This is a genomic window from Brevundimonas lenta, assembly GCF_014196335.1.
Lineage (GTDB): Bacteria > Pseudomonadota > Alphaproteobacteria > Caulobacterales > Caulobacteraceae > Brevundimonas > Brevundimonas lenta.
On record NZ_JACIDM010000001.1, the window covers coordinates 645,973 to 669,944 of the forward strand.

At 68.7% G+C, this 23,972-nt stretch carries 20 protein-coding genes; 12 read left to right on the forward strand and 8 right to left on the reverse strand.

What is annotated here, in order from left to right:
- Nucleotides 1-142 precede the first annotated feature (142 nt).
- The 3 genes from GGR12_RS03300 (at nt 143) to GGR12_RS03310 (ending at nt 2,337) form a co-directional block, all read left to right on the forward strand.
- Nucleotides 143-1,375 (forward strand): PQQ-dependent sugar dehydrogenase, encoded by a 1,233-nt coding sequence (locus tag GGR12_RS03300; RefSeq protein WP_183202874.1) that lies wholly within the window; start codon nt 143-145, stop codon nt 1,373-1,375.
- 56 nt (nt 1,376-1,431) lie between these two features.
- Complete coding sequence (locus GGR12_RS03305; RefSeq protein ID WP_221212187.1) at nt 1,432-2,091, forward strand: hypothetical protein; 660 nt, start codon at nt 1,432-1,434, stop codon at nt 2,089-2,091.
- A gap of 63 nt (nt 2,092-2,154) precedes the next feature.
- On the forward strand, nt 2,155-2,337 hold the full coding sequence (locus GGR12_RS03310) for a DUF3606 domain-containing protein (protein ID WP_183202877.1): 183 nt from the start codon (nt 2,155-2,157) through the stop codon (nt 2,335-2,337).
- Here the strand turns inward: GGR12_RS03310 and GGR12_RS03315 are convergent.
- The 4 genes from GGR12_RS03315 to argB are packed head-to-tail and all read right to left on the reverse strand — an operon-like array spanning nt 2,334 to nt 6,053.
- Nucleotides 2,334-3,521, reverse strand: coding sequence for an ATP-binding protein (locus GGR12_RS03315; protein WP_221212188.1), 1,188 nt, complete (start codon nt 3,519-3,521; stop codon nt 2,334-2,336). The two genes, GGR12_RS03310 and GGR12_RS03315, sit on opposite strands and share 4 nt — an antisense overlap.
- Before the next feature lie 56 nt (nt 3,522-3,577).
- Complete coding sequence (gene dapD / locus GGR12_RS03320; protein WP_183202880.1) at nt 3,578-4,438, reverse strand: 2,3,4,5-tetrahydropyridine-2,6-dicarboxylate N-succinyltransferase; 861 nt, start codon at nt 4,436-4,438, stop codon at nt 3,578-3,580.
- Nucleotides 4,435-5,130 carry a pyrimidine 5'-nucleotidase gene (locus tag GGR12_RS03325; RefSeq protein WP_183202882.1) on the reverse strand — a complete coding sequence of 232 codons (696 nt, stop codon included), beginning with the start codon at nt 5,128-5,130 and terminating at the stop codon, nt 4,435-4,437. The genes dapD and GGR12_RS03325 overlap by 4 nt, the downstream gene beginning before the upstream one ends.
- Nucleotides 5,127-6,053 carry an acetylglutamate kinase gene (gene argB, locus GGR12_RS03330; protein WP_221212189.1) on the reverse strand — a complete coding sequence of 309 codons (927 nt, stop codon included), beginning with the start codon at nt 6,051-6,053 and terminating at the stop codon, nt 5,127-5,129. Before argB ends, GGR12_RS03325 begins: the two co-directional genes overlap by 4 nt.
- A 398-nt stretch (nt 6,054-6,451) precedes the next feature.
- Between argB and GGR12_RS16695 the strand changes: the two genes are divergently transcribed.
- The 8 genes from GGR12_RS16695 to aguB all read left to right on the forward strand — a co-directional run bounded on the left by GGR12_RS16695 (nt 6,452) and on the right by aguB (nt 20,283).
- The gene (locus GGR12_RS16695) at nt 6,452-12,496 is read left to right on the forward strand and encodes a M10 family metallopeptidase C-terminal domain-containing protein (protein ID WP_281378518.1); all 6,045 of its coding nucleotides are present in this window, start codon (nt 6,452-6,454) and stop codon (nt 12,494-12,496) included.
- A 31-nt stretch (nt 12,497-12,527) separates the two neighbouring features.
- Nucleotides 12,528-13,205 carry an acylneuraminate cytidylyltransferase family protein gene (locus GGR12_RS03375; RefSeq protein ID WP_183202884.1) on the forward strand — a complete coding sequence of 226 codons (678 nt, stop codon included), beginning with the start codon at nt 12,528-12,530 and terminating at the stop codon, nt 13,203-13,205.
- Between the two features lie 148 nt (nt 13,206-13,353).
- Nucleotides 13,354-14,529 carry an OmpA family protein gene (locus GGR12_RS03380; RefSeq protein ID WP_183202886.1) on the forward strand — a complete coding sequence of 392 codons (1,176 nt, stop codon included), beginning with the start codon at nt 13,354-13,356 and terminating at the stop codon, nt 14,527-14,529.
- A 131-nt stretch (nt 14,530-14,660) separates the two neighbouring features.
- Nucleotides 14,661-15,275 carry a peptide-methionine (S)-S-oxide reductase MsrA gene (msrA, locus tag GGR12_RS03385; RefSeq protein WP_425486213.1) on the forward strand — a complete coding sequence of 205 codons (615 nt, stop codon included), beginning with the start codon at nt 14,661-14,663 and terminating at the stop codon, nt 15,273-15,275.
- 181 nt (nt 15,276-15,456) lie between these two features.
- Nucleotides 15,457-17,880 (forward strand): TonB-dependent receptor domain-containing protein, encoded by a 2,424-nt coding sequence (locus GGR12_RS03390; protein ID WP_183202891.1) that lies wholly within the window; start codon nt 15,457-15,459, stop codon nt 17,878-17,880.
- Between the two features lie 167 nt (nt 17,881-18,047).
- Nucleotides 18,048-19,049 (forward strand): agmatine deiminase family protein, encoded by a 1,002-nt coding sequence (locus GGR12_RS03395; protein WP_183202893.1) that lies wholly within the window; start codon nt 18,048-18,050, stop codon nt 19,047-19,049.
- Nucleotides 19,046-19,420: a hypothetical protein gene (locus GGR12_RS03400; RefSeq protein WP_183202895.1), complete on the forward strand. Its 375-nt coding sequence runs from the start codon at nt 19,046-19,048 to the stop codon at nt 19,418-19,420. The genes GGR12_RS03395 and GGR12_RS03400 overlap by 4 nt, the downstream gene beginning before the upstream one ends.
- Nucleotides 19,417-20,283 carry an N-carbamoylputrescine amidase gene (gene aguB / locus GGR12_RS03405; RefSeq protein ID WP_183202897.1) on the forward strand — a complete coding sequence of 289 codons (867 nt, stop codon included), beginning with the start codon at nt 19,417-19,419 and terminating at the stop codon, nt 20,281-20,283. Before GGR12_RS03400 ends, aguB begins: the two co-directional genes overlap by 4 nt.
- Here the strand turns inward: aguB and GGR12_RS03410 are convergent.
- The 3 genes from GGR12_RS03410 to GGR12_RS03420 form a co-directional block, all read right to left on the reverse strand.
- Entirely contained in the window at nt 20,280-21,056 is a 777-nt protein-coding gene (locus GGR12_RS03410; protein WP_343053076.1) for a phosphatase PAP2 family protein, read from the reverse strand. The two genes, aguB and GGR12_RS03410, sit on opposite strands and share 4 nt — an antisense overlap.
- Nucleotides 21,053-21,547, reverse strand: coding sequence for a hypothetical protein (locus GGR12_RS03415; RefSeq protein WP_183202901.1), 495 nt, complete (start codon nt 21,545-21,547; stop codon nt 21,053-21,055). The genes GGR12_RS03410 and GGR12_RS03415 overlap by 4 nt, the downstream gene beginning before the upstream one ends.
- Nucleotides 21,548-21,657: 110 nt before the next feature.
- Entirely contained in the window at nt 21,658-22,014 is a 357-nt protein-coding gene (locus GGR12_RS03420; protein ID WP_221212190.1) for a ribonuclease, read from the reverse strand.
- A 148-nt stretch (nt 22,015-22,162) separates the two neighbouring features.
- On the opposite strand from GGR12_RS03420, the gene GGR12_RS03425 reads away from it, so the two are divergent.
- Nucleotides 22,163-22,777 (forward strand): PadR family transcriptional regulator, encoded by a 615-nt coding sequence (locus GGR12_RS03425; RefSeq protein WP_183202903.1) that lies wholly within the window; start codon nt 22,163-22,165, stop codon nt 22,775-22,777.
- Nucleotides 22,778-22,847: 70 nt separating this feature from the next.
- On the opposite strand, the gene GGR12_RS03430 is transcribed toward GGR12_RS03425, so the two are convergent.
- Nucleotides 22,848-23,900, reverse strand: coding sequence for a 1,9-bis(guanidino)-5-aza-nonane synthase (locus tag GGR12_RS03430; RefSeq protein WP_183202905.1), 1,053 nt, complete (start codon nt 23,898-23,900; stop codon nt 22,848-22,850).
- Between the last annotated feature and the right edge of the window lie 72 nt (nt 23,901-23,972).

Sequence of the window (23,972 nt, forward strand, 5' to 3'; positions counted from 1 at the left end):
ATAGGCGACGCAGGGCGGTTTCAAGTCGCCTCGGACGCGCGCGACGCATCGCGTTCTGTCGCACCCCCCGTGACGGACCAAACGGGGAACTGTAACGGTTGCAGGACAGTTTCCCCGACATTCCTGCCAGTGAGCTTCAGTCATGCGTCTGATCGCCCTCGCCGCCACCGTTTCCGCCCTCGTCATGGCCGCCGCATGCGGCGCCAACGGACAGGACGGCGCCCCCGCCGGAGAACCCGGCGCGCCGCTGGAGACCCGCGCCGCCAACGCCCCGGACCAGCGCCCGGCCTTCGCCGGCCAGACGCGCGCGCCGGGCGTGCGCACCGACCGGGCGATGAGCCATGCGGTGGTCGCCTCGGGCCTGGAGCATCCGTGGGGCCTGGCGCTGCTGCCGGACGGCCGCTGGCTGGTGACCGAGAAGCCGGGCCGGATGCGCATCGTTTCGGCGCAAGGCCAGGTGGGCGAGCCGATTGAGGGGCTGCCGGCGGTGTCGGCGCGCGGGCAGGGCGGTCTGCTGGACGTGGTCGTGGGCCCGACCTTCGGTCAGGACCGGCTGATCTACTGGAGCTATGCCGAGCCGCGCGAGGGCGGCAACGCCACGGCCGTGGCGCGCGGCCGCCTGTCGGACGACGGGACGCGGGTCGAGAACGTGCAGGTCATCTTCCACGCCCTGCCGACCTATGACGGCGACAAGCATTTCGGATCGTCGCTGGCCTTCGACCGCCAGGGCCATCTGTTCGTCACCCTGGGCGAGCGCTCGGACCGGCCGATGCGGCCGCAGGCGCAGGATCCGGCCTCGCACATGGGCAAGCTGATCCGCATCAACGCCGACGGCTCGATCCCGCAGGACAATCCCTTCGCCAACCGTCAGGGCGGCGCCCTGCCGGAGATCTGGTCGTCGGGTCACCGCAACGTGCAGGGCGTGGCCATCGCCGCGGACGGGTCGGTCTGGACGATGGAGCACGGCACCCGCGGCGGCGACGAGTTGAACCGCCCGGAGGCCGGCAAGAACTACGGCTGGCCGGTGATCGCCTATGGCGTGGAATACGCCGGCGGGCCGATCAACGAGGGGATCACGGCCCGCGAGGGACTGGAGCAGCCGGTCTACTACTGGGATCCGGTGATCGCGCCGGGCGGCATGACCTTCTACGACGGGGCGATGTTCCCCGAGTGGCGCGGCAACCTGCTGGTCGCGGCGCTGAAGGAGAAGCACATCGCCCGCCTGATCCTGGACGGGAACAGGGTGGTCGGCGAGGAGCGGCTGATGAGCGACATCGGCGAACGCGTGCGCGATGTGGCCGTCGGTCCGGACGGCGCGATCTGGGCCATCACCGACGAGCAGGACGGCAAGCTGGTGCGTCTGGCGGCGAACTAGTCCCAGGGATCGCCCTGATACCGGGAGCGCGGTCCATCTGATTGGATCGCGCCTTGATGGCAGAGTCGAGCGAGCCCCCGTCACCCGAGAACGCGCGTCCCCATCGGCTGGAGACGTGGACCGAGCTGGCCGGCGCGGTGATCCTGTCGATCGCGGCCCTGCTGACCTCCTGGGCCAGTTTCCAGGCCGAGCTGTGGGACGGCGATCAGGCGGCGGCCTACAGCCAGGCCGAGTCGGTGCGGACCGAGGCGTCGAGGCTGGCGACGCGCGCGGGCCAGATCCAGGGCGGGGACATGCTGATGTTCACCAACTGGCTGAGCGCCTTCGCGGCCGAGGACGAGGCGCTGCAGGATTTCTACGAGCAGAATTTCCGCGCCGGCTTCCGGACGACCCACGCCGAGTGGCTGGCGCTGCAGCCGATGAAGAACCCGTCGGCGCCGCGGACGCCCTTCTCCATGCCCAGCTACCAGATCACGCACGAAGAGCAGGCGCGGGTGCTGGAGGAACGGGCCAACGCATTTTTCCTCGAGGGCCAGGAGGCGAACCGGAACAGCGACGGCTTCGTCCGGGTGACGGTGATCCTGGCCGGGGCCCTGTTCTTCGGCGGCATCGGGCAGGTGTTCCGGATTCCACGGGTGCGCGTCGCCCTGGTGGTGGTGGCGGCGATCAGCTGCGTCTGGGGCGTGGTGCAGTTGCTCGGACTGCCGGTGAACTGAGCGGCGGCTGGTCATCGCGGGCGGGTCGGCGTAGGCCGGAGGTCTGCAGCACGGGAAACGACCATGGCCGGCCTCAAGGACAAGCGCGGCTTCATCGACAAGGATCGGCTGGACCTGTCGGAGCGTCAGGCGGTCGAATACTGGATGAAGCGCTGGGGCGTGACACGCGACCAGATCACCACGGCCCACCGCAAGGCCGGGCGGATGGTCAAGGACATCGCCGCCGAGCTGGGCAAGAAGCGCTAGGCCGTCGGCATCCCGAAGGTGAAGCGGGTCTCGGCCGCGTCGGACGAGACCTCCAGCGTCCCGGCGTGCGCCTCGGCGATGCGCGACGAGATGTAGAGACCCAGGCCCAGACCCTCGCGGGGATTGCTTGCGTCGGCCCGGGTGAAGGGGCGGAACAGGCGGGCGCGGGCGCTTTCCGGGATCGGCTGGCCGCCGTTGGCCACGGACAGCTCGAAATGGCCGTCGGCGGCGGAGACGTGGATGCGCACGGGCTGCGTCGGATCGCCATGCGTCAGGGCGTTGGCCAGCAGGTTGGACAGCAGCTGGGCGATCCGGTCGGGGTCGCAGGCGACGGGACCGGACAGGCGGGACTCGAAATGGATGGCGCGGCCGCTGTTGGCGGCGCGCAGTTCACCGACGACGTGGGCGAGCGAGGCGTCCAGCTGGACCGCAGGCTGGCGTTCCAGGGTCAGTCCGCCGCCGAGACGGCCGCGCGCGAAGTCGAGGACGTCGCTGATCAGGCGGGTCATGCGCTCGCCGCTGATCTGCATCTGGCGGGCGATGGCGTGGGCGCGCTCGCCCAGATCGGCCTTTAGCAGCAGGGCGGAGCCGGCCTGGATCGAGGCCAGAGGATTGCGCAGGTCGTGGCCGAGGACGGCGATGAACTGGTCGCGCAGCTCGGCGGTCTCGCGCTCGCCCAGCAGGGCGGCCTCCGACCGGGCGAAACGCTCCTCGTTGTCCATCTGCACGGCGATCAGCTGGGCGAAGAGGCGGAAGGTCTCGACCGTCTCGGGCTTCGAGACGTGGTGCGGGTCGGGGTCGATGGCGCACAGGGTGCCGAAGAAGCTGCCGTCCGCCCGGACTATCGGCATCGAGATGTAGCTCTGCAGCCCGTAGGTCAGCGGCGTGTGGTGGGTCGCGAAACGCGGATGCTCGGCGGCGTGGTCGAAGACGATGACCTCGCGGGTGTCGCGGACCTCGTCGCACAGGGTGGTGCGGACCGGCAGTTCGCCGCCCACGCCGAGGCCGAAGCTGATCTCGTCGCGCACGGCGCAGGCGATCCAGCGATCCTCGGTGACGCGCGCTACGGCGGCGAAGCCCATGCCGGTGATGCGGCAGCAGACCTCAAGTATCGACGGGACAGCGTCGATCCGCCCCACCACCGAGATGTCGGCGGCCGGGTCGTTCTGTACGCCACCGGTCACTGAATCCCCCGACATTCCCGGACTATAGCCAGCAGTCGGGCGGAATGGGAACTGCGTCAGTCGCGCAGCAGCTCGTTGACGCCGGTCTTGGCGCGGGTCTGGGCGTCGACGCGCTTGACGATAACGGCGCAGTAGAGCGACGGGCCGCCGTTCGGATCGGGCAGGGAGCCGGGGACGACGACGCTGTAGGCCGGGACCTCGCCGCGGAAGACTTCGCCGGTGGCGCGGTCGACGATCTTCGTCGAGCCGGACAGGTAGACGCCCATGGCCAGCACGGCGCCCTCGCGGACGATGACGCCCTCGGCGACCTCGGCGCGGGCGCCGATGAAGCAGCCGTCCTCGATGATGGTCGGGTTGGCCTGCAGCGGCTCAAGCACGCCGCCGATGCCCGCGCCGCCCGACAGGTGCACGTTCTTGCCGATCTGGGCGCACGAGCCGACCGTGGCCCAGGCGTCGACCATCGAGCCCTCGTCGACATAGGCGCCGATGTTCACGAACGACGGCATCAGGATGACGTTCTTCGCGATGTAGGCGCCCTGGCGGACGATCGAGCCGGGCACCGAGCGGAAGCCGGCTTCCTGGTAGTGGTTGGCGGTCCAGTCGCCGAACTTGTTCGAGACCTTGTCCCACCACGGGCCGACGCCCGGGGCGTGGCTGGCGGGGCCGCGATCGCCGGCGCGCATGATCTGGTTGTCGTTCAGGCGGAACGACAGCAGCACGGCCTTCTTCAGCCACTGGTGCGTGGTCCAGACGCCGTCGTCGCCGCGCGAGGCGACGCGGGCCTGGCCGGAGTCGAGCAGGGCGAGCGCCTGTTCGACGGCGTGGCGGACCTCGCCGTGCGTGGCGGCCGAGATGGCGGTGCGATCTTCCCAGGCGGCCTCGATGACGGATTCCAGATGAGCGCGGTCCGTGGTCATGCGGGGTCTCCGGCGAGGTGGGCGGTGGCGAGGAAGGGCGGCAGGCTGGCGGCGCGGAAGTCGACGAACGGCGCGGTTGAGTTCAGGGCGGTCGGGCCGACCAGGATGGTGGTCATGCCCAGCGACTTCGCCAGTTCGAGGTTCCGTTCGGTGTCCTCGAAGAAGGCGGTGCAGCGGGGGTTCAGGCCGAAGCGGGCTAGCATCCGATCGAAGGTCAGCGGGTGCGGCTTGGGCCGCAACTCGGCGTCCTCGATGCCGAACAGGCCGTCGAACAGGTCGGCGATGCCCAGCTTCTCCAGCACGCGCTCGCCGTGGCGGCGCGAACCGTTGGTGAAGACGTAGCGCGGCCCCTGCAGACGGCTCAGCCCGGCGCGCAGGCCTTCGCTGGGCTCCAGCGCGTCCAGGGGCACGTCGTGCACCTCGGCGAGGAAGGCGACCGGGTCGATGGTGTAGTCCTGCATCAACCCGCCCAGGGCGGCGCCGTGATCCATCAGGTAGCGGCGTTGCAGCGCCCGGGCCTCCTCGGGCGGCAGGCCGGTGGCGCGCGCCATGAACTCGCCAATGCGGGCGGCGACCAGCTTTAGCACCTGGCGCTCGGGCGGATAGAGGGTGTCGTCCAGATCGAACACCCAGGCGCGGACGTGACGCAGGTCCGCGCCGAGCTCGGTGGTCTCGACAGGCTGGGCCGTCATCCGGCCTTCACCAGGGTGCCGGCGCCGTGCTCGGTGAACAGCTCGACCAGCATGGCGTGCGGGCGGCGTCCGTCGAGGATGACGACGGCCTCGACGCCCTCGCGGACGGCCGCCATGGCGGTCTCCAGTTTGGGGATCATGCCGCCGGTGGCGACGCCGGTGTCGATCAGGTCCTGCGCCTGCTCCAGCGTCATCTGGCGGATGATCTGGCCGTCCGCGCCCTTCACGCCGGGCACGTCGGTCAGCAGCAGCATGCGCTTGGCGTCCAGCGAGCCGGCGATGGCGCCGGCCACGGTGTCGGCGTTGACGTTGAAGGTCTGGCCGTCGGCGGCGACGCCGATCGGGGCGATGACCGGCACCCAGTCGGCGTCGGACTCGATCAGGCGGGTGATCAGCTTGGGATCGACCTTCGTCGGTTCGCCGACGAAGCCGAGGTCGACCTCGTGCTCGATCATGCTGTCGGGGTCGCGTTTGGTCCGGCGGGTCTTTTCGACGGTGAGGAGGCCCGCGTCCTTGCCGGACAGGCCGATGCCGCGCACGTCGGCTTCCTTGCCCGCCATGGTGATCCAGTGGGCGATTTCCTTGTTCACCGCGCCGGACAGGACCATTTCGGCGATCTGCATGGTGTCAGGGTCGGTGACGCGCAGGCCGTCGACGAAGGCGGATTTGACCCCGGCCTTGCCCAGCATGGCGCTGATCTGCGGGCCGCCGCCGTGGACGACCACGGGGTTCACGCCCATCAGCTTGAGCAACACCACGTCGGCGGCGAACTGTTTCGCCACCGCGCTCTCGCCCATGGCGTGGCCGCCGTATTTGATCACGACCGTCTTGCGATCATAGATCTGGATGTACGGAAGGGCCTCGGCGAGGGTCTTCGCCGTGTCCCAGCCGCGCTCTTCGGATTGGCGTTCGATCTCGTCCATTATGAGCGGGTCCCTAAAGCCAAGCCCGCGGCCTGTCATCATGAAACCGGAGGGCCATGCCGGCCGTTCCGCATGGATGAACGAGCACGAGATAGATGATCGGGACCTGACGCCGTCCAGTCCGGTCGATCCCGCCTCGCTGCAGCACCCGGACGCCACCCTGTGTCCGGAATGCCAGGGGACCGGAACGACCGCCTCCGGCGAGACCTGTCCGGTGTGCGAAGGCACGGGAAAGGCGACGGGCCGAACGGGCGGTGGTTAGGGCTCGACAACCATCGCGGGATGACTGAACGGCGGTCGCCGACAGTCAAGAAAACGCGCGCCCGCCTACGCTTGTTGTTTCGCCGCGCGGCGTTACGTTGACCGGCTGAAATACCTCGTCGGTGGTGGGCGGTACTATGTTCGACAGCTACTCTGGCACGCGCGCGACCAGCACTTCAGGGCGTTTCGCCGAAACCTTTGACGATGCTTCGGGTACGGGCGGGTCGTCGTTCGGCGGCGTCGCCAGCTATCAGGTGTGCGGGTGCTGCGCCCGGTTCCACAGCGTCGCCTCGTCGGTGGACGGCGGCGGTCTGGGCGTCATCCTGAACAGCGACGACCGGGGCGTATCCGGGACGAACGGCAAGGATTCCCTGCTGCCCGGCGACGCCGGCGCCCGCATCTCCCGCAACGACATGAGCTGGTCCGGAGCCCTCGGGCAGGCCGCCACGGTCTCGTTCGCCTTCCGCGTTTCCGCCGCGGTCATGCCGTCCGATACGACCGGCTTCACACAGTTCACCACGGCCCAGATCGCGGCGACGCTGCAGGCGCTCGCCGCCTGGTCCGATGTGGCGCAGATCACCTTCAACCGGGTGACGGATCCGGGCAGCCAGTATTCCGACAACGCGACCATCCTGTTCGGCAACTACGCCACCGGCCAGAGCGGCGCCGCAGCCTTCGCCTACCTGCCGGGCAGCATGCCGGGGCAGACGGACGTCAACGCCCAGCCGGGCGATGTCTGGATCAACAGCAGCCAGGGCTCGAACACCAACCTCACCGCCCTGGGATACGGCCGCCAGACGCTGCTGCACGAGATCGGCCACGCGATCGGCCTCAGCCACCCCGCCGACTACAACGCCGGCGCGGGCCAGAGCATCACCTACGGCGCCCACGCGACCTATTTCGAGGACTCTCGCCAGTACACGGTGATGAGCTACTTCAGCGAGCAGGAGACGGGCGCTGACTTCCAGATCAACGGCGTCGGCACGCAATACTACGCCTCCGCCCCGCTGATGGACGACATCGCCGCCGCCCAGCGCCTGTACGGCGCGAACATGACGACGCGCACCGGCAATACCACCTACGGCTTCAACTCGAACGCCGGCCAGTCGTGGTTCTCGGCCACCTCGTCCACCAGCCCGCTGGTGTTCTGCGTCTGGGACGCCGGCGGCACGGACACCCTGGACTTCTCCGGCTATTCCGCCATCTCGACCATCGACCTTCGCCAAGGCGCCTTCTCCAGCGTCGGCGGCATGGTCGGCAACGTGTCGATCGCCATCGGCGCGGTCATCGAAAACGTGATCGGCGGGACCGGCGCGGACACGATCCGCGGCAACTCCGGCGCCAACCGGATCACCGGCAACGGCGGCAACGACAGCATCGACGGCGGCCTGGGGTCGGACACCGTCGTCTTCAGCGGCGCCCGCGCGTCCTACACGATCACCTGGGCCGGCCAGGTCGGCACGGTCACGGGACCGGGCGGCACGGTCACCGTCACCAACGTCGAGTTCCTGCAGTTCACCGACCAGACCGTCGCCGCGGCGCCGACCGGCGGTCTGCTGGTCGGCGGGGACATGACCAACGAAACCATCACCGGTACGGCTCTGGCCGACACCCTCGGTGGTCTGGGCGGCATCGACACCGTCAACGGCCTGGCGGGGAATGACACCCTGAGCGGGGGATCGGGCGCCGACACCCTGTCGGGCGGCGACGGCGACGACTTCCTGTCCGGCGGCGTCGGCGCCGATACGATCAACGGCGGAAGCGGCCTGGACACCGCCGATTATTCGGACGCGGTCGACGGCGTGGTGGTCAACCTGGCCACGGGGACGGCCTCCGGCGGGGCGGGCGTCGATACGCTGACCGAGGTCGAGAACCTGAACGGCAGCGTTCACAGCGATGTGCTGACCGGCGACGGCCTGGGCAACATCCTGCGCGGCAACGGCGGCATCGACACGCTGAACGGCGGCGGCGGAGCCGACCAGCTGTTCTCCGGCGCTCCGGGCGAGGCGGGTGGCGCGCCTGACTTCCTCAAGCCGCAGGGCACGGCGAACGCGTCGATCGCCACGGCCTTCTCGCTGGCAGGCGGCTTCGACCTCGGGGCGCACGACGGCGTGGCCAACGCCGGCACGATTCCGCACGCGACGGTTCAGGCGACCGCGCACGGCGGGCTTGAGTATTACGCCATCACCGTCGTGGCGGGAGACACGGTCTTCGTCGACATCGACAACGCCAGCTTCGACAGCGTCCTGCGCATCTTCGACGGCACGGGCCTCGAACTGGCCCGGAACGATGACGCCGCCGCGGACAGCGACGGCTCGCGGACCGACTCCAGCATCAGCCACACCTTTGCGGCGTCGGGCACCTACTACATCCAGGTGTCGCGCTGGCTGTCGGGCTCCGAGGCGGAAGCCACGTTGCAGACCACCACGCCGGGGGCCGCCAGCACCTATACGCTCAACGTCTCGGTGCCGAGCGCGCCGGTGGTGCCCCTGACCTATATCGGCTCGACCATGAACGGCGAGGCCGGGGCTGACGTCCTGACCGGCGGCGTCGCCCGTGACCTGCTGAACGGCGGAACCGAGGACGACAGCCTGAACGGCGGCGGCGGCAACGACGACATCGACGGCGGCGCCGGCACGGACACGGCCGTGTTCAGCGGAACGCGCGCCTCCTACACGATCAGCACCGCCAGCGGCGTTACGACGGTGACCGGCGCGGACGGGACCGACAGTCTGACGAACGTCGAACGCCTGCAGTTCTCCGACGGCCTGTTCACGATCGCCGGTGCGGCGATCGGTGACGCCATCAACGGCACGGCCGCGGGCGATACGCTCAACGGCACCGCCTCGGACGACACGATCAACGGCCTGGCCGGGGATGACGTGATCACGGGCGGCAACGGCAACGACACCATCAACGGCGGCGACGGGCTGGATACGGCAGTGTTCGCCGGAACCATGGCCAGCTCGACCGTGGTCACTGCGGCCGGAACGACGACCGTGACCGGCCCCGCGGGCGAGGACAGCCTGACCAATGTCGAGCGCCTGCGCTTCTCGGACGGCACCCTGATCGTCGGCGCCGGCGGCGGGCAATATTTCGCGGGCGGAGCCGCCGCCGAGACCATCAGCGGCACGGCCTTCAACGACCAGATCGACGCCGGCGGCGGAGACGACACCATCGTCGGCGCGGCAGGCAACGACGCCATCGACGGCGCGGCCGGCTCGGATACGGCGGTCTATTCCGGCGCCCGTTCCGCCTACACCATCAGCACCGCGGCCGGGGTCACGACCGTGACCGGTCCAGATGGGACCGACGCCCTGACCAATGTCGAGCGGCTTCAGTTCTCGGACGGTCTGCACGACATCACCGGCGCGCCGATCATCAATACGATCAACGGCACCCCCGCCGCCGACAGCCTCGCCGGCACCGCCGCGGTCGATACGATCAACGGCGCCGGCGGCGACGACACGATCAACGGCCTGGCCGGGAACGACACCATCGACGGCGGAGCGGGCACGGACACCGCGGTGTTCGCCGGTCTGGCGTCCGCCTATGCGATCTCCACCGTCGCCGGCACGACGACGGTGACCGGGCCGGACGGAACCGACACCCTGACCACGGTCGAGCGGCTGCGCTTCGACGACCGCGTGCTGATCGTCGGCGCCGGCGGCGGCCAGTATTTCGCAGGCGGTCCCCACCCCGAGAGCATCATCGGCACGGACTTCGCCGACCAGATCGAAGGCGCCGGGGGCGCCGACGTCATCAACGGCCAGGCCGGCGCCGACAGCATCGATGCGGGCGACGGCGACGACACTATCACCGGCGGTGCGGGATCCGACGCCATCGACGGCGGGGCGGGAACCGATACGGCGGTCTTCGCCGCGGGCGCGGTCGTCTACACCGTCGCTCCGGCCGGTGAGTTCACGACGGTGTCGAGCACCGACGGCAACGACAGCCTGATCCGGGTCGAGCGCCTGCGTTTCGGCTCGATCGAGCTGGCGATCGGCGCGCTCGGCGGACAGGCCCAGATCGGCCTGAACACGGGCGGTACGCTGAACGGCACGGCCGGCATCGACAATCTGTACGGGCTGGGCGGCGCCGACATCCTGAACGGCGCGGGCGGCGACGACATCCTGTCGGGCGGCGCGGGCGTGGATACGCTGAACGGCGGCGCCGGCTTCGACACGGCCGACTACACCTTCGCCGTCGGCGCGGTGACGGCCCGTCTGGACACCAATGCGGCGACCAACGACGGCGACGGCGGGACCGACAGCTTCACCAGCGTCGAGAACATCACCGGCTCGGACTTCAACGATCTGTTGATCGGCAACGCCGGCGGCAACGTTCTGACCGGCGGCCTGGGACGCGACACCCTGCTGGGCTTCGGCGGCAATGACGTGCTGATCGGCGGCTCGGGCCTGGCCAACCAGATGCAGGGCGGCCTCGGCGACGACAACTATGTGGTCACCGAGCGCACGGACTCGATCGTCGAACTGGCGGGCGAGGGGACCGATACGGTCCTGACCAACGCGGCCCAGATCAACCTGTCGGCCAACGTCGAGAACCTGACCTATTTCGGAACCGGGACCTTCACCGGCGCCGGCAACGCCATCGCCAACGTCATCACCGGCGGCGCGATGCGCGACACCCTGGTCGGGGCCGGGGGTGACGACACCCTGATCGGCGGAGCGGGCGAGGCCAACAACCTGATCGGCGGAATCGGCAACGACACCTACATCATCTCCGCCCCGGACAGCGTGATCGAGAACGCGGGCGAGGGGATCGACACCGTCCGCACCGCGGTGCTGGCGGCCTATAATCTCGGCGCCAATGTCGAGAACCTGACCAACACCGGCTCGCAGGCCTTCCTCGCCGGCGGCAACGCCCTGGCCAATGTGCTGACCGGCGGGACCGGCGCCGACACCCTGCGCGGGCGGGGCGGCAATGACACCCTGATCGGCGGGGCGGGCGTCGACACCGCCGACTACAATCTCGCGGCGGCGGGCGTGTTCGCCCGGCTGGACAACGGCATCGTCTCCAATGACGGCGACGGCGGAACCGACACCCTGTCGGGGATCGAGAACCTGACGGGCTCGGCCTTCGACGACACCCTGTTCGGCAACGGCGGAAACAACGAGATTTCGGGCGGGCTCGGCCGGGACATCCTGCTGGGCTTCGCCGGCAACGACGTGCTGCGCGGCGGCCCGGGCGCGGCCAACCAGCTGCAGGGAGGGCAGGGCGACGACACCTACATCGTCGACGAGCGCACCGACTCGATCGTCGAACTGGCCAATGAGGGCATCGACACGGTCCAGACCTGGGCGACCCAGCTGAACCTGTCGGCCAACGTCGAGAACCTGACCTACCTCGGGACCGGAGCCTTTACGGGTAGCGGCAACGCCCTGGACAACATCATCCGCGGCGGCGTCGGCCGCGACACCCTGATCGGCGCGGCGGGCGACGACATCCTTCAGGGCGGAACCGGCCAGGCCAACACCCTGATCGGCGGCGACGGCTCGGACTATTACATCGTTCAGGCTGCAGACACGGTGGTCGAGACGGCGGGCGCGGGCGTCGACACCATCGAGGCGCGCGTGGCCAGCCTCACCCTCGCCGCCAATATCGAGAACCTGATCTTCGGCGGCACGGGGAATTTCGCCGGCACGGGCAACGCCCTGAACAACCTCATCGTCGGCGGCGTGGGCAACGACACCCTGCGCGGCGGCGGCGGTTCGGACACGATTCGCGGCGGGGCCGGAAACGATCTGGTGCTGCTGGCGGGCGTGGCGGCGGACTACACCATCATGGCGGAGGCCGGCGGCTGGCGGATCGTCGACGGCACGGCCGGACGCGACGGCTCGATCCTGGTGACCGAGGTCGAAACCCTGCGCTTCGGCGACGGCTCGACCCAGGCGCTGGGCGGCGCGATGCCGATCCTGTCGGAGAAAGCCATCGCGGCGGACGTCTTCGTCCTCGCCGCCGGGTTCGACGCCGGACCGCAGGTTCTGCCGACGGTCGACCACCTGACGCTTCCGGATCTCGCCCCGCAGGCGGGCGGGTTCGCGGACATTCTGGGCGCGTTCGACGACGGGGGGCTGGCGATCGGCGGTTCGCACCTGCACCGGCCGACCCCGGACAGCGACCTGTTCCACCATCTTCGGGCCGACGACCTGTGGGCCTGACGTCAGTCGCGGCCGCGCGGAAGCGGCGACCATGATCGGCGACCGCAAGGTTCTCGCCATCGTACCGGCCCGGGGCGGGTCCCAGCGTCTGATCGCCAAGAACGCGCGGTCGCTGGCCGGCCGTCCGATGGTGGCCTGGACGCTGGAGGCCGCGCGCGGCTCGGCGTTCATCGATCATCTGGTCGTCTCGACGGACGATCCGGCCGTGGCCGCGACGGCGACGGAGATGGGCTGGCCGCCGCCGTTCGTTCGTCCCGATCACCTTTCGGGCGCGACCGCCTCGGTGATCGACGCCATCGAACACGCCATGGAGCAGATCGGCGGCGACTGGGACTATGTCGTGCTGCTGCAGCCCACCTCTCCCCTGCGCACGGCGGCCGATATCGATAACGCCATCCGCCTGTGCGACGAGGCGGACGCACCCGCCGTGTTCGGCGTTTCGCCCCTGCCCAAGCCGGCCAATTTCTACGGACGGATCGAGCCCGACGGCCGGTATCAGCCGGGCGGCGTGGACCTGGACCGGACCGTCGTGATCAACGGGGCCGTGTATGTCGGTCGTCCGGAAATTCTGCTGCGCGACCGCACTTTCCAGTCGGAAGGCGCCCTGGCGTACGTCATGCCGTTCGAGCGTAGCTGGGACGTCGACACCCCTGCGGAGTTCGCCGTCTGCGAGGCGCTTTTCCCCTTCCAGGCGTCGGAAAAGCCCTGAACTTCCGCAACCTGTAGCCCGATGGACACGATCGTGACGTTATGGTCGCGGTCCGGCTCGACCTCTGGTAGCGGGACTGTTATGACAGCTTAGCGGCGGCACGTGCGCCGTCGAAAAATCATTCCTGGGCTTCGGAGGGCATCCACCAATGCGCGTTAAGAGCTTCATTCTGGCGTCTACCGCCGTCGGGGCGCTCGCCCTGTCGGCTGGCGTCGCTGCGGCAGAGCCGAACGGCTGGTACGGCGCCGTCGACGCCGGCTACCACACGATCGGTGAAATCGGCGTCGTCTCGCAGACGACGGGTCCCAAGTGGGACTTCGAGGTTGACGATTCCTGGGCCGGCTTCGCCCGTCTCGGCTATCGCTTCAACGACAACTGGCGCATCGAGCTGGAAGGCGGCTATCGCGACGGTGGCGACATCGCTTCGGTGACCAACCCGGCCGGCACCCAGCCGGGCGGCCTGTGCGTCACCTCGCCGAGCACCGCTCCCTGCGGCGCTCCGGTGGGCGACATCTCGGCCACCACCCTGATGGCCAACGTCATTTATGACTTCGGCGACTCGTCGTGGGGCTTCCGTCCCTTCGTCGGCATCGGCGCGGGCATCAACAACGTCAGCACCGACTTCACGGGCTCGCTGCAAAGCTTCCGCACCGTCGGCGTCTCCTCCAGCGACAGCTCGACCGAAATGGCAGCGCAGTTCCTCGCCGGCGCTTCGTGGGCGATCAGCGACCGGGCCCTGCTGGACCTGACCTATCGCTATCTGATGTCCGACATGGACTTCAACACCACCACGTCGATCATCGCTCTCGAGCCCGCCGTGGGCCCGATGGCCGGCCGCTACGACGACAGCCACACCCTCTCGCTGGGTCTGCGCTACTCGTTCGGCGCCGAGGAAGTGGCCTATGTGCCGCCGCCCCCGCCGCCCCCGCCGCCGCCCCCGCCCCCGCCGCCGCCGCCGCCGCCTCCTCCGCCGCCGCCGCCTCCGGCAGCGCGCGAGTTCGTGGTGTACTTCGACTGGGATCGTTACGACCTCACCGCCGAAGCCTCGGCCGTGGTCACCCAGGCGGTCAACTACGCCAAGTCGGGTCGCCCGACGCGCATCCTGATCGTCGGCCACACCGACACCTCGGGTTCGGCTGAGTACAACCTCGGCCTCTCCAACCGCCGCGCCCGCACTGTGGGTGATGCGATGGTGGCCCAGGGCGTCAACGGCGGCGTTATCTCGCTGGACGGCCGTGGTGAAACCGAGCTGGCCAAGACGACCGCCGACGGCGTTCGTGAGCCGCTCAACCGTCGCGCCCACATCGGCATCAACTTCCGCTAAGCGGAAGCGCCGATACGGCTGAACTACAGAGCCGCCGGTCCCGAAAGGGGCCGGCGGTTTTGCTTTGCGGAAACCAATCGGGCGCGTGGGCCGTATCAGATGCAGGCGTTGCGCCTGCGAGGTCCGCCATGTTGCGCCGTACCGTCACCCTCATCGCCATTCTGGCGTTCTCCGCCTGCGCCGAGAGCGCGCCGCCCGCGGCCGCCGGGCCGGACAGCGGCCGACGCGAGACGGCGGTCTTCGCCGGCGGCTGCTTCTGGTCGGTCGAGGCGAATTTCGAGCGCATCCCCGGTGTCGTCTCGGCCGTCTCCGGTTTCTCCGGCGGCACGACGCGGGCCCCGACCTACGATCAGGTGGTGCGAGGCGGGACCGGCCATCTGGAATCGGTCCAGGTCACTTTCGATCCCGCGCGGGTGTCGTACCGGAGCCTGGTCGATCGCTTCTGGCGCACCATCGATCCCACCGATTCCGGCGGCCAATTCTGCGACCGCGGCGCCTCCTACGGAACCGCTGTTTTTGTGACAGCCGCCCAGCGGCCGGCGGCGGAAGCGTCACGGCGTGCGGCTATGCTGCAACTGCGAGGGGGCCAATTCGCCACACCTATCCTCGCCGTCGCACGGTTCTGGCCGGCGGAGGCGTATCATCAGGATTTCGCCCGCCGGAATCCCGTAAGATACGCCGGGTACAGCCGGTTTTGCGGACGCGCCGCCCGCCTTGACGCCGTGTGGGGCGACGCCGGAACCTGACCTGTCCACAGAAGCTTAGCTAATTCGGGTGTGTCTCCGCCGCCACCCTGGCCGGGTGTCATATCACTGTCACACGAATGTCGTCCCACTTTCCGACGCTGCGCCTAGAGGGGGCGTGATTTTCGACCGGCCGCTGCCGGCCGGCGGGCGTTCCTGCCCAACTCATCGGGGATAGATGACAATGACGAACCGCAAACGCGCGTTCTGGGCGACGACCGCCCTTTTCAGCGGCCTGCTTCTCGCCGGCGCCGCCTCGGCCCAATCGACTGGCTCGCAAACGGTTGAAGCAACCGAACTGGGCGAAGTCGTGGTCACCGGCACGCGCGGCCCGCGCAACATCGGCGGCGCCATAGTCGCCGAGCAGGTCGGCAAGTCGCGCTCGACCATCACCCAGGACTTCATCTCGACGCAGGCCGCCGGCCAGACCGTGCTGCAGTCGCTGAACCTGATGCCGGGCGTGAACTTCACCAATCAGGACGCCTACGGCAACTCGGGCGGCGACATCACGATCCGCGGCTTCGACGCCCAGCGCATCTCGCTGAACCTCGACGGCATTCAGCTGAACGACACCGGCAACTACCAGATCTATTCGAACCAGCAGCTGGATCCGGAACTGCTGGAGCGCGCCTCGGTCAACCAGGGCACGACCGACGTCGACAGCCCGACCGCGTCGGCCACCGGCGGCACGATCAACCTGATCACCCGTCGCCCGGCCCGTGAGTTCGGCGGCATCATCCAGCCGTCGTTCGGCGACGACAACTACAAGCGCATCTTCGCCCTGGTCGACACCGGCGAGATCGGCCCGTGGGGCACCACCGCGTGGTTCTCGACCTCGGCCACGACCTACGACCAGTTCGGCAACCCGGGCGACCTGTCGAAGCAGACCTACAACGGCCGCATCTATCAGCCGCTGGGCGACAACGGCGACTTCCTGTCGCTGGCCGCGCACTACAACCGCAACCGTAACAACACCTACGGCGGCAAGAACGTCGACCGCTTCAACGCCGGCACCATCGACGCCGGCAACGGCGCCATGTGCCTGTTCGATCCGGCCGGTCCGGGCCGCCAGAACCAGGCCACGTCGTCGGCCACGGTCAACCCGGGCTGCGGCACCTACTACGGCTGGTTCATCAACCCGTCGGACACCTTCAACGTCCGCGGTCAGGCCCGCATCTCGCTGACCGACCAACTGACCCTGACGGTCGACCCGACCTACCAGTACGTCATGGCCAACGGCGGCGGCGTCACCAACATCGACGAGTGGGACCAGCGTCTGCAGGGCTCGCAGTTCGACGCCACTTCGGCCGCCACGCGCGCCTCGCGCGGCGTCGACCTGAACGGCGACGGCGACATCCTCGACACGATCAAGCTGTACTCGCCGTCGAACACCAACACGAACCGCTACTCGGTCAACTCGTCGCTGATCTATGACATCAACGACGATCACCGCGTCCGCCTGTCGTACACCTTCGACTCGGGCAACCACCGCCAGACCGGCGAGTACGGTTTCCTGAGCCGCTCGGGCAACCCGCTGGATCCGTGGGCCGGCCACAAGAACGGCGGCCAGGAGCCCATCCTGACGCTGGACGGCGACATCTTCCAGAAGCGTGACCGTCGCTCGAAGGCCGTGCTGAACCAGGTTTCGTTCCAGTACGTCGGCAACTTCCTCGACGACGCCCTGACCCTGGACATCGGCGTTCGCGCACCGTTCTTCCACCGCGAACTGACCAACTACTGCTACCAGCAGGACACCTTCAACGCGTACTGCTCGGCCCAGACGCCGTTCTCGGCGCCGACGGCCGGCGCTCCGGTCAGCTTTGAGCGTGACTACGACGCCGTCCTGCCGAACGTGGGCGCCACCTGGCGCTTCGCCGAGAACATGCAGCTGTTCGGTTCGTACTCGGAGAACCTCTCGGCTCCGCGTACCGACGACCTGTACGACCGGATCCCGGCCAGCCCGGAACCGGAAACCAGCAAGAACTACGACCTGGGCTACCGCTACCAGTCGGGCCGCGTGCTCGCCTCGGTCTCGGGCTACGTCTCGAAGTTCGACAACTACATCGCTCGCGGCCTGACCGACGTCCTCGACGTCAACGGCGACCCGACCGGTGAAACCATCGCCACCAACGTCAACGTCGGCGCTGTGGACCGTTGGGGCGCGGACGGCCAGATCGGCTTCTACGTCATGGATGACCTGATGATCTCGGGCTCGGTCTCGTACCTGGGCAGCGAAATCAAGAACAACATCCCGGGCCAGAACCCGTCGATCGCCGGCAAGGAACTGTTCGAGGTTCCGGAATGGCAGTACGGCGCCCGCGCCGAGTACACGATCGGCGACTTCACCTTCGGCCTGCAAGGCAAGTTCGTCGGCGAGCGTTGGACCAACCTGGTCAACGACGAAAAGACCCCGGAATATGCCGTGTTCGACCTCGACGCCCGTTGGGACCTCGAGCAGATCAACGAAGGCATGTGGCTGCAGGTCAACGTCCTGAACCTGTTCGACGAGGTCTACCTCGGCAACATCTCGACGGAAGTCTCGGGCAACCGCACCGCCAACCTCGGTGCTCCGCGGACCGCGATGGCCACCCTGCGGATGACCTTCTAAGGTTTTTCGCAAATCGATACGGGAAGGGGCGGTCCGGAAACGGGCCGCCCTTTCTTTTTGCCGTCCGTCCCGGCGGGACCCGGAAAGCCCCAGGGCGTTGAAGTCGGGGCCGCGGGTGTCTATCTGGCGCGGCTGCTTCCGCGCAGTCCGAAGGATCGATCCGAACGATGACCACGCCCGTCCCCGCCGAATGGTCGCCGCACCGCGCGATGTGGGTCGGCTGGCCCAGCCATAGCGAGCTGTGGGAGGACAACCTCGAACCGGCCCAGGCCGAGGTCGAGGCGTTGGTCCGCGCCCTGGCGGGTCCGGGGCGCGAGCAGGTGAAACTGCTGGTCGGCAAGCCTGAGGCGCTGGACGACGCGCGGGCGCGCTTCGCCGGCGTGGACGGGGTCGAGGTCGTGGATGGTCGCTTCGGCGACATCTGGCTGCGCGACACCGGCCCGATCTTCGGCGCGGGCTCGGCCAGCGCGGCCGCCTTCCGCTTCAACGGCTGGGGCGGCAAGTACGAGCTGGAGTACGACGACACCGTCGCGACCCAGATCGGCGAGGCCTCGGGCGTCCCGTTGACCCGCAACGACTTCATCCTCGAAGGCGGCGCCCTGGACCATGACGGCAAAGGCACGATCCTGACGACGCGCCAGTGTCTGCTGAACCCCAACCGCAACGCCGGCTGGACCGAGGCGAAGGCCGAGGCTGCGCTGACGGACTCCCTGGCCGCCCGCAAGGTGCTGTGGCTGGGCGACGGCCTGCTGAACGACCACACCGACGGTCACGTCGACAACCTGGCCCGTTTCGTCGCGCCGGGCGTCGTGGCCTGTCCGATCGCCTGGGGCCGGGGCGACCCGAACGACGACGTCTATGACGCCGTGGCCAAGGCCCTGTCGGAGATGACTGACGCCGAGGGGCAGCCGATCCAGGTGTTGCGCCTGCCGTCGCCGGGCTTCGTCGGCGACGAGGATGAGAAGCCGGTCCCGGCCAGCCATATGAATTTCCTCATCGCCAACGGCGCCGTCATCGTCCCGACCTACGGCGACGACCGCGCCGCCGACCTGGCCTGTCAGGGCCTGAAGACGGTGTATCCGGACCGGGAGATCATCCCGCTGCCGTCCATCGCCATCCTGTCGGGCGGCGGTTCCTTCCACTGCATCTCCCAGCAGGAGCCGGCGTGAGCACGGTCACCCTGTTCCGGCCCGTCGGAGACACGGAACTCGCGCTGATCGCGGATAGCGACTGGCGGGCTTTCCCTCCGCGCCTGCCGGAGCAGCCGATCTTCTATCCGGTGATGAACGCCGACTACGCCGAGCAAATCGCCCGCGACTGGAACTCGAAGCACGAGCCTTCTGGCGTCGGCTATGTGCTGGCCTTCGATCTGTCGGAGGACGTGACGAACCGCTGGCCCGTCCAGATCGCCGGCGGGCGCGTGCATGAGGAACTGTGGGTGCCCGCCGAGGAGCTGGGCGCTTTCAATGAGATGATCGTCGGTCCCATCCGGCGCATAGCAACCTATCGCGACGGCGTTCGCGTCGAGGAGGCCCAATGACCCGCACCATCACCGTCGCCGCGCTTCAGACCTCGTACGGCGAGGACATGCAGGCGAATATCGACAAGACGATCGCCCTGATCCGCGAGGCGGCGTCGAAGGGCGCGCAGGTCATCCTGCCCAGCGAACTGTTCCAGGGGCCGTATTTCTGCGTCTCGCAGGAGGAGAAGTGGTTCGGCACGGCCTATCCGTGGCGCGAGCATCCGGCCGTGGTCCAGCTCCAGCCGATTGCAAAGGAATTGGGCGTCGCCATCCCCGTCTCGATCTTCGAGCGCGAGGGGCCGCACTATTTCAATTCGATGGTCATGCTGGACGCCGACGGCTCGGCCATGGGCGTCTATCGCAAGAGCCACATCCCTGACGGCCCCGGCTATCAGGAGAAATACTATTTCCGGCCCGGCGACACCGGCTTCAAGGTCTGGAACACCCGCCACGGCCGGATCGGCGTCGGCATCTGCTGGGACCAGTGGTACCCCGAGACGGCGCGCGCGATGATGCTGCAGGGCGCCGAGGTGCTGTTCTATCCCACGGCTATCGGCTCGGAGCCGCACGACAAGGAACTGGACACCGCCGAGCCGTGGCGTCGCGCCATGCAGGGTCACGCCGTCTCGAACGTCGTGCCGGTCGTCGGCGCCAACCGGATCGGCCATGAGCAGGTGACCGAGGCGGGCCAGACCTTCTACGGCCACTCCTTCATCGCCAATCATCGCGGCGATCTGGTCGAGAGCCTGGAGCGGGAGGAGGGCGTGCTGGTGCACACCTTCGACCTCGACTACGTCGACCGCCACCGCGCGGCGTGGGGCTTCTTCCGCGATCGTCGGACGGACCTGTACGGCTCGCTGGTCAGTCCGCGACCGGCCTAATAGCCCGTCCGCCTGAGCGCCCGGCGCTCGGCGGCGCAGGCGGGGTTGGTCAGGCCTTCGGCGCGGGCCGCCGTCAGTTCGGCGCGCGCGGCCTCCAGATCCGCCGCGAAGGCCGGCGTCTGCGCCGCCTGGGCGTAGACGGCCTTGCCGATCTCCGCGCCATCGAAAGAGTCCGCCATCCAGTTCATCCGGCACACCGCCCGGCTGAAGCCGATCTCCGCACCGCGGGCGCGAAGGGCCTCAGCCTGGTCCGGGGCCAGCTGCGCGAACATCTCGCCATAGGCAGCGCCCGCGACAGCGCCGCCCGCCGGCCACGACGGACTGTCGCGCATGGCGTCAGTGATCCGCTGGCAGGGCTGAAGGTTGCGATCAACGGCCACGGGGCGGGCGCGGGGATGGGCTTCCGCCAGCTGCCGGGTGAGCCGGTCGGTATCGATGAGCAGCCGCGTCATAAGCCGCGTCAGGGCCGGGCGCGGCTTTTCGGCCAACCGTGTGCCCAGGATGCAGTCGAAATGCTGCGCGGCTTCGGGCGGGCGCAGTTCGGCATGGGCAATGGCCAGCCACCAGCGATCCGTCCCCGGGCCGAAATTGGCGTGGTCGGACGGCTCATTGCCGGGAACGAAGGGCGAGGGGACCGAGGCGGCGGCGAGCTGGTCGAGGGCCGCGCCGTCGAGGTATCCCTCAGCGAGCACGGCCGCCGGCGGGCCGGAGCCGTCGGATGTGGCGCATGCGCCGAGGATCAGGCAGGCCGCCAGGGCGGCCGCGGACCTCACCGGCCGTTGGACCACGACAGCATGACGTCGGTCGGGCCGCCGTCGACCGGGGTGGCGATGACGTTCAGCAGCTTGCCCGTGCCGTCGGCGCCGTCGCCGGCCGCATAGGCGCGGGCGTCGTCGCGGTTCATGGTGTTGATCGACTTCAGGCCCGCCGCTTCGGCGCGCTGGCGATAGAAGGCGATGACCTGGTCCGGCGTCGCGTCGGTCTTGAACGACAGGATGCCGCCGGGGCCTTCGGCGCTCTGGGCCGTGGTGGCGGGGCCGTCGGGCGTGCCGCCGGGATAGATGACGGCGAACACGGGGGCGCCGGGGGCCGCGGGCGCGGCCCGGGCGGCGGGCGCGGCGGCGGCGGCCGGAGCGACGTCGGCGGCGTCGGTCGCGACCTCCGCGGCGGCGGCGGCGTCAGGCGCCGTCTTCTCCGCAGGCTGGCTGCACCCGACCATGGCCATGGTCGCCATCACTGCGGCGGCCGTAAGCGTACGCTTCATCCCGTGTTCGTCCTTTAAGAAGACTTTGATCGTTGGCTTCACCGTGGCGCAAGCCTGAGGCGGCGGCAAGGCGGGTTCGAGCCTCTTCGAAGACCGAACGCGACTATCCGTCAGCCTGTGGCCGCGTCGACGTCGTCGCCCTTGCCCCTGGCCGCGCCGCCGGCCGGGCCGGCTTGATCCTCGCCGGTGTTCTTGACGGGGTTCGGCTCCACGCCCGCAGGCGTCTTCGGCGCGGCGGAGGCCATGCCTTCGCTGGCGAGCACCTCGTTGATCGTATCCTGATCAGGATCGCGGTCGGATCCGGTCGCTGCGCCGCCTTCGAGGGACCCGGCGCGGGTGTCCGAGCCCATGTCCGTGCCCGATAGCGCCTCGGTCAGGGCGTCGGGCGTGCGGCCCAGATCGGGCTTTTCACCCATGTCGTCGGCCTCGCGGGCGTCCTCGGTTTGCGGCGGATGCTGCTGGTTCATGGGGAGGCTCCTTTGCGAGTCAAAGCCGTCGCGGCCTCCGCCGGTTCCACGGCCAAGCTGTCGCAGTCCCAAAAATATATCTTAAGAGGCTTGCGTTGCGCGAGTTGAGATATATCTTTCGCTGATGAAAACGAGACAAGGAATGAAGATGTTCGGATTTTTCGAAGAACGCGGCGAACGCGGCGAGCGTCGCCACCACAGCCACTGCGGGCCTTCGCACGGCGACGGCGAAGGTCGTCACGGCCGAGGCGGCTTCGGTCGCGGCGGGCCGGGCGGCCGTATGGGGCGCGGACCGGGCCGGGGACGGCGCATGTTCGGCCCGGGCGATCTGAGGCTGGTGCTGCTGGCCCTGATCGAGCAGGAGGAGCCGCGCCACGGCTACGACCTGATCAAGGCTATCGAGACCCTGTTCGGCGGCGGCTACGCGCCCTCGCCCGGCGTGGTCTATCCGACCCTGTCGCTTCTGGCGGACGAAGGTCTGCTGGCGGGGGTCGAGGACGGCGGCGGCAAGCGGCTGTTCTCCCTGACCGACGCGGGCCGGGCCTGGCTGGACGAGAACCGCGCCGCGGTCGATGGCGTCATGCAGCGCATGGCCCTGGCGGCCCGCATGGTGTCCGGCGAGCAGATGCCCGAGGTGGTGCGCGAGTCGATGCACACCCTGCGCCACGCCGTGATGACCCGCTCCGGCGGCTGGAACGACGCCGAGACCGCACGTGTGGTCGAGGTGTTGATGAAGGCCGTCCGCGACGTCAGCGGCGAGTAGTCCGCCACTGAAATGAAGAAGGGGCCGCGATCGCTCGCGGCCCCTTCAGCATGTCTGGAGTTTGGTCGGCTTACTTGCCGAACAGCTTGGCCCAGCGGCGCTTCTCGCGGTTCTTCCAGGTCCCGCGGTGATAGGCGTCCGAACCGATCAGCGGCACGACCGTGGTGGCTTCGGCGAAGACCATCTGTTCGTAGGTGGTCGAGACCTTGCCCCACGAGGCGGCTTCCTTGAGCGTCGACGACGAGCAGGCGCCGTCGCGCACGTCGGCGACCGTGATCTGGACCGCGTATTTGTGCATGTCGGCCTCGACGCCGAGGATCTCGGCGCAGACTACGGTGTCCTGGGCGAAATTCTTGGGCACGCCGCCGCCGACCATGAACAGGCCGGTGACGCCGGCGGCGATCTTGATGTCGGTCAGTTCGCGGAAATCGGCGACCGCGTCGATCATCAGATAGGGTTCGCCGGCGGCGATGCGCTCCTTCTGGTGCTTGACCAGGCCGAAGCCGGCCGAGCTGTCGACGAAGGCCGGGCAGAAAATCGGCACGCCCTCTTCATAGGCGGTCTGGATCAGAGAGCCGGGCTTCTTCGCGTTGCCTTCCGACAGCCACTTGCCCATTTCCCAGATGAACTCGCGCGAGGAATAGCCGCGCGGCTCCAGACGGTTGCAGATCTCCAGGATGGTGTGGTCGCAGGCCTGGAGCTCTTCCTCGTCGATGTAGGTGTCGTAGATCCGGTCGATGTAGTTGTCGCGCAGGACGTTGTCGTCCACCTGGCCGGCGGCCTGGTAGTGTTTGAACCCCAGGGCCTCGAAGAAATCCATGTCGACGATCGAGGCGCCGGTGGCGACCACGGCGTCGATCATGCCGAACTTCACCATGTCGCGGTACACATGCATGCAACCGCCGGCCGAGGTCGAACCGGCCAGGATCAGCCACGGCGAGCAGGCGGTGTCCTCGATCGCCATGTTGAAGATGTCGGCGGCGCGGGCGGTGTCGCGCGACGAGAACGACATCTTGCGCATGCTGTCGATGATCGGGCGCGCGTCGAACGAGGTGATGTCGACGTGCTCGACGATGTTCTGGAGCAGCTCGGCCTTCTGGTTCGTCTGAACGGGAGCGTTCATTGCAAGGGTTTCCCTTTGGTTTGAGCGCCCGTCGTCAATAGGAACAGCGGCCCGGACGGAGCGACGGGCCGC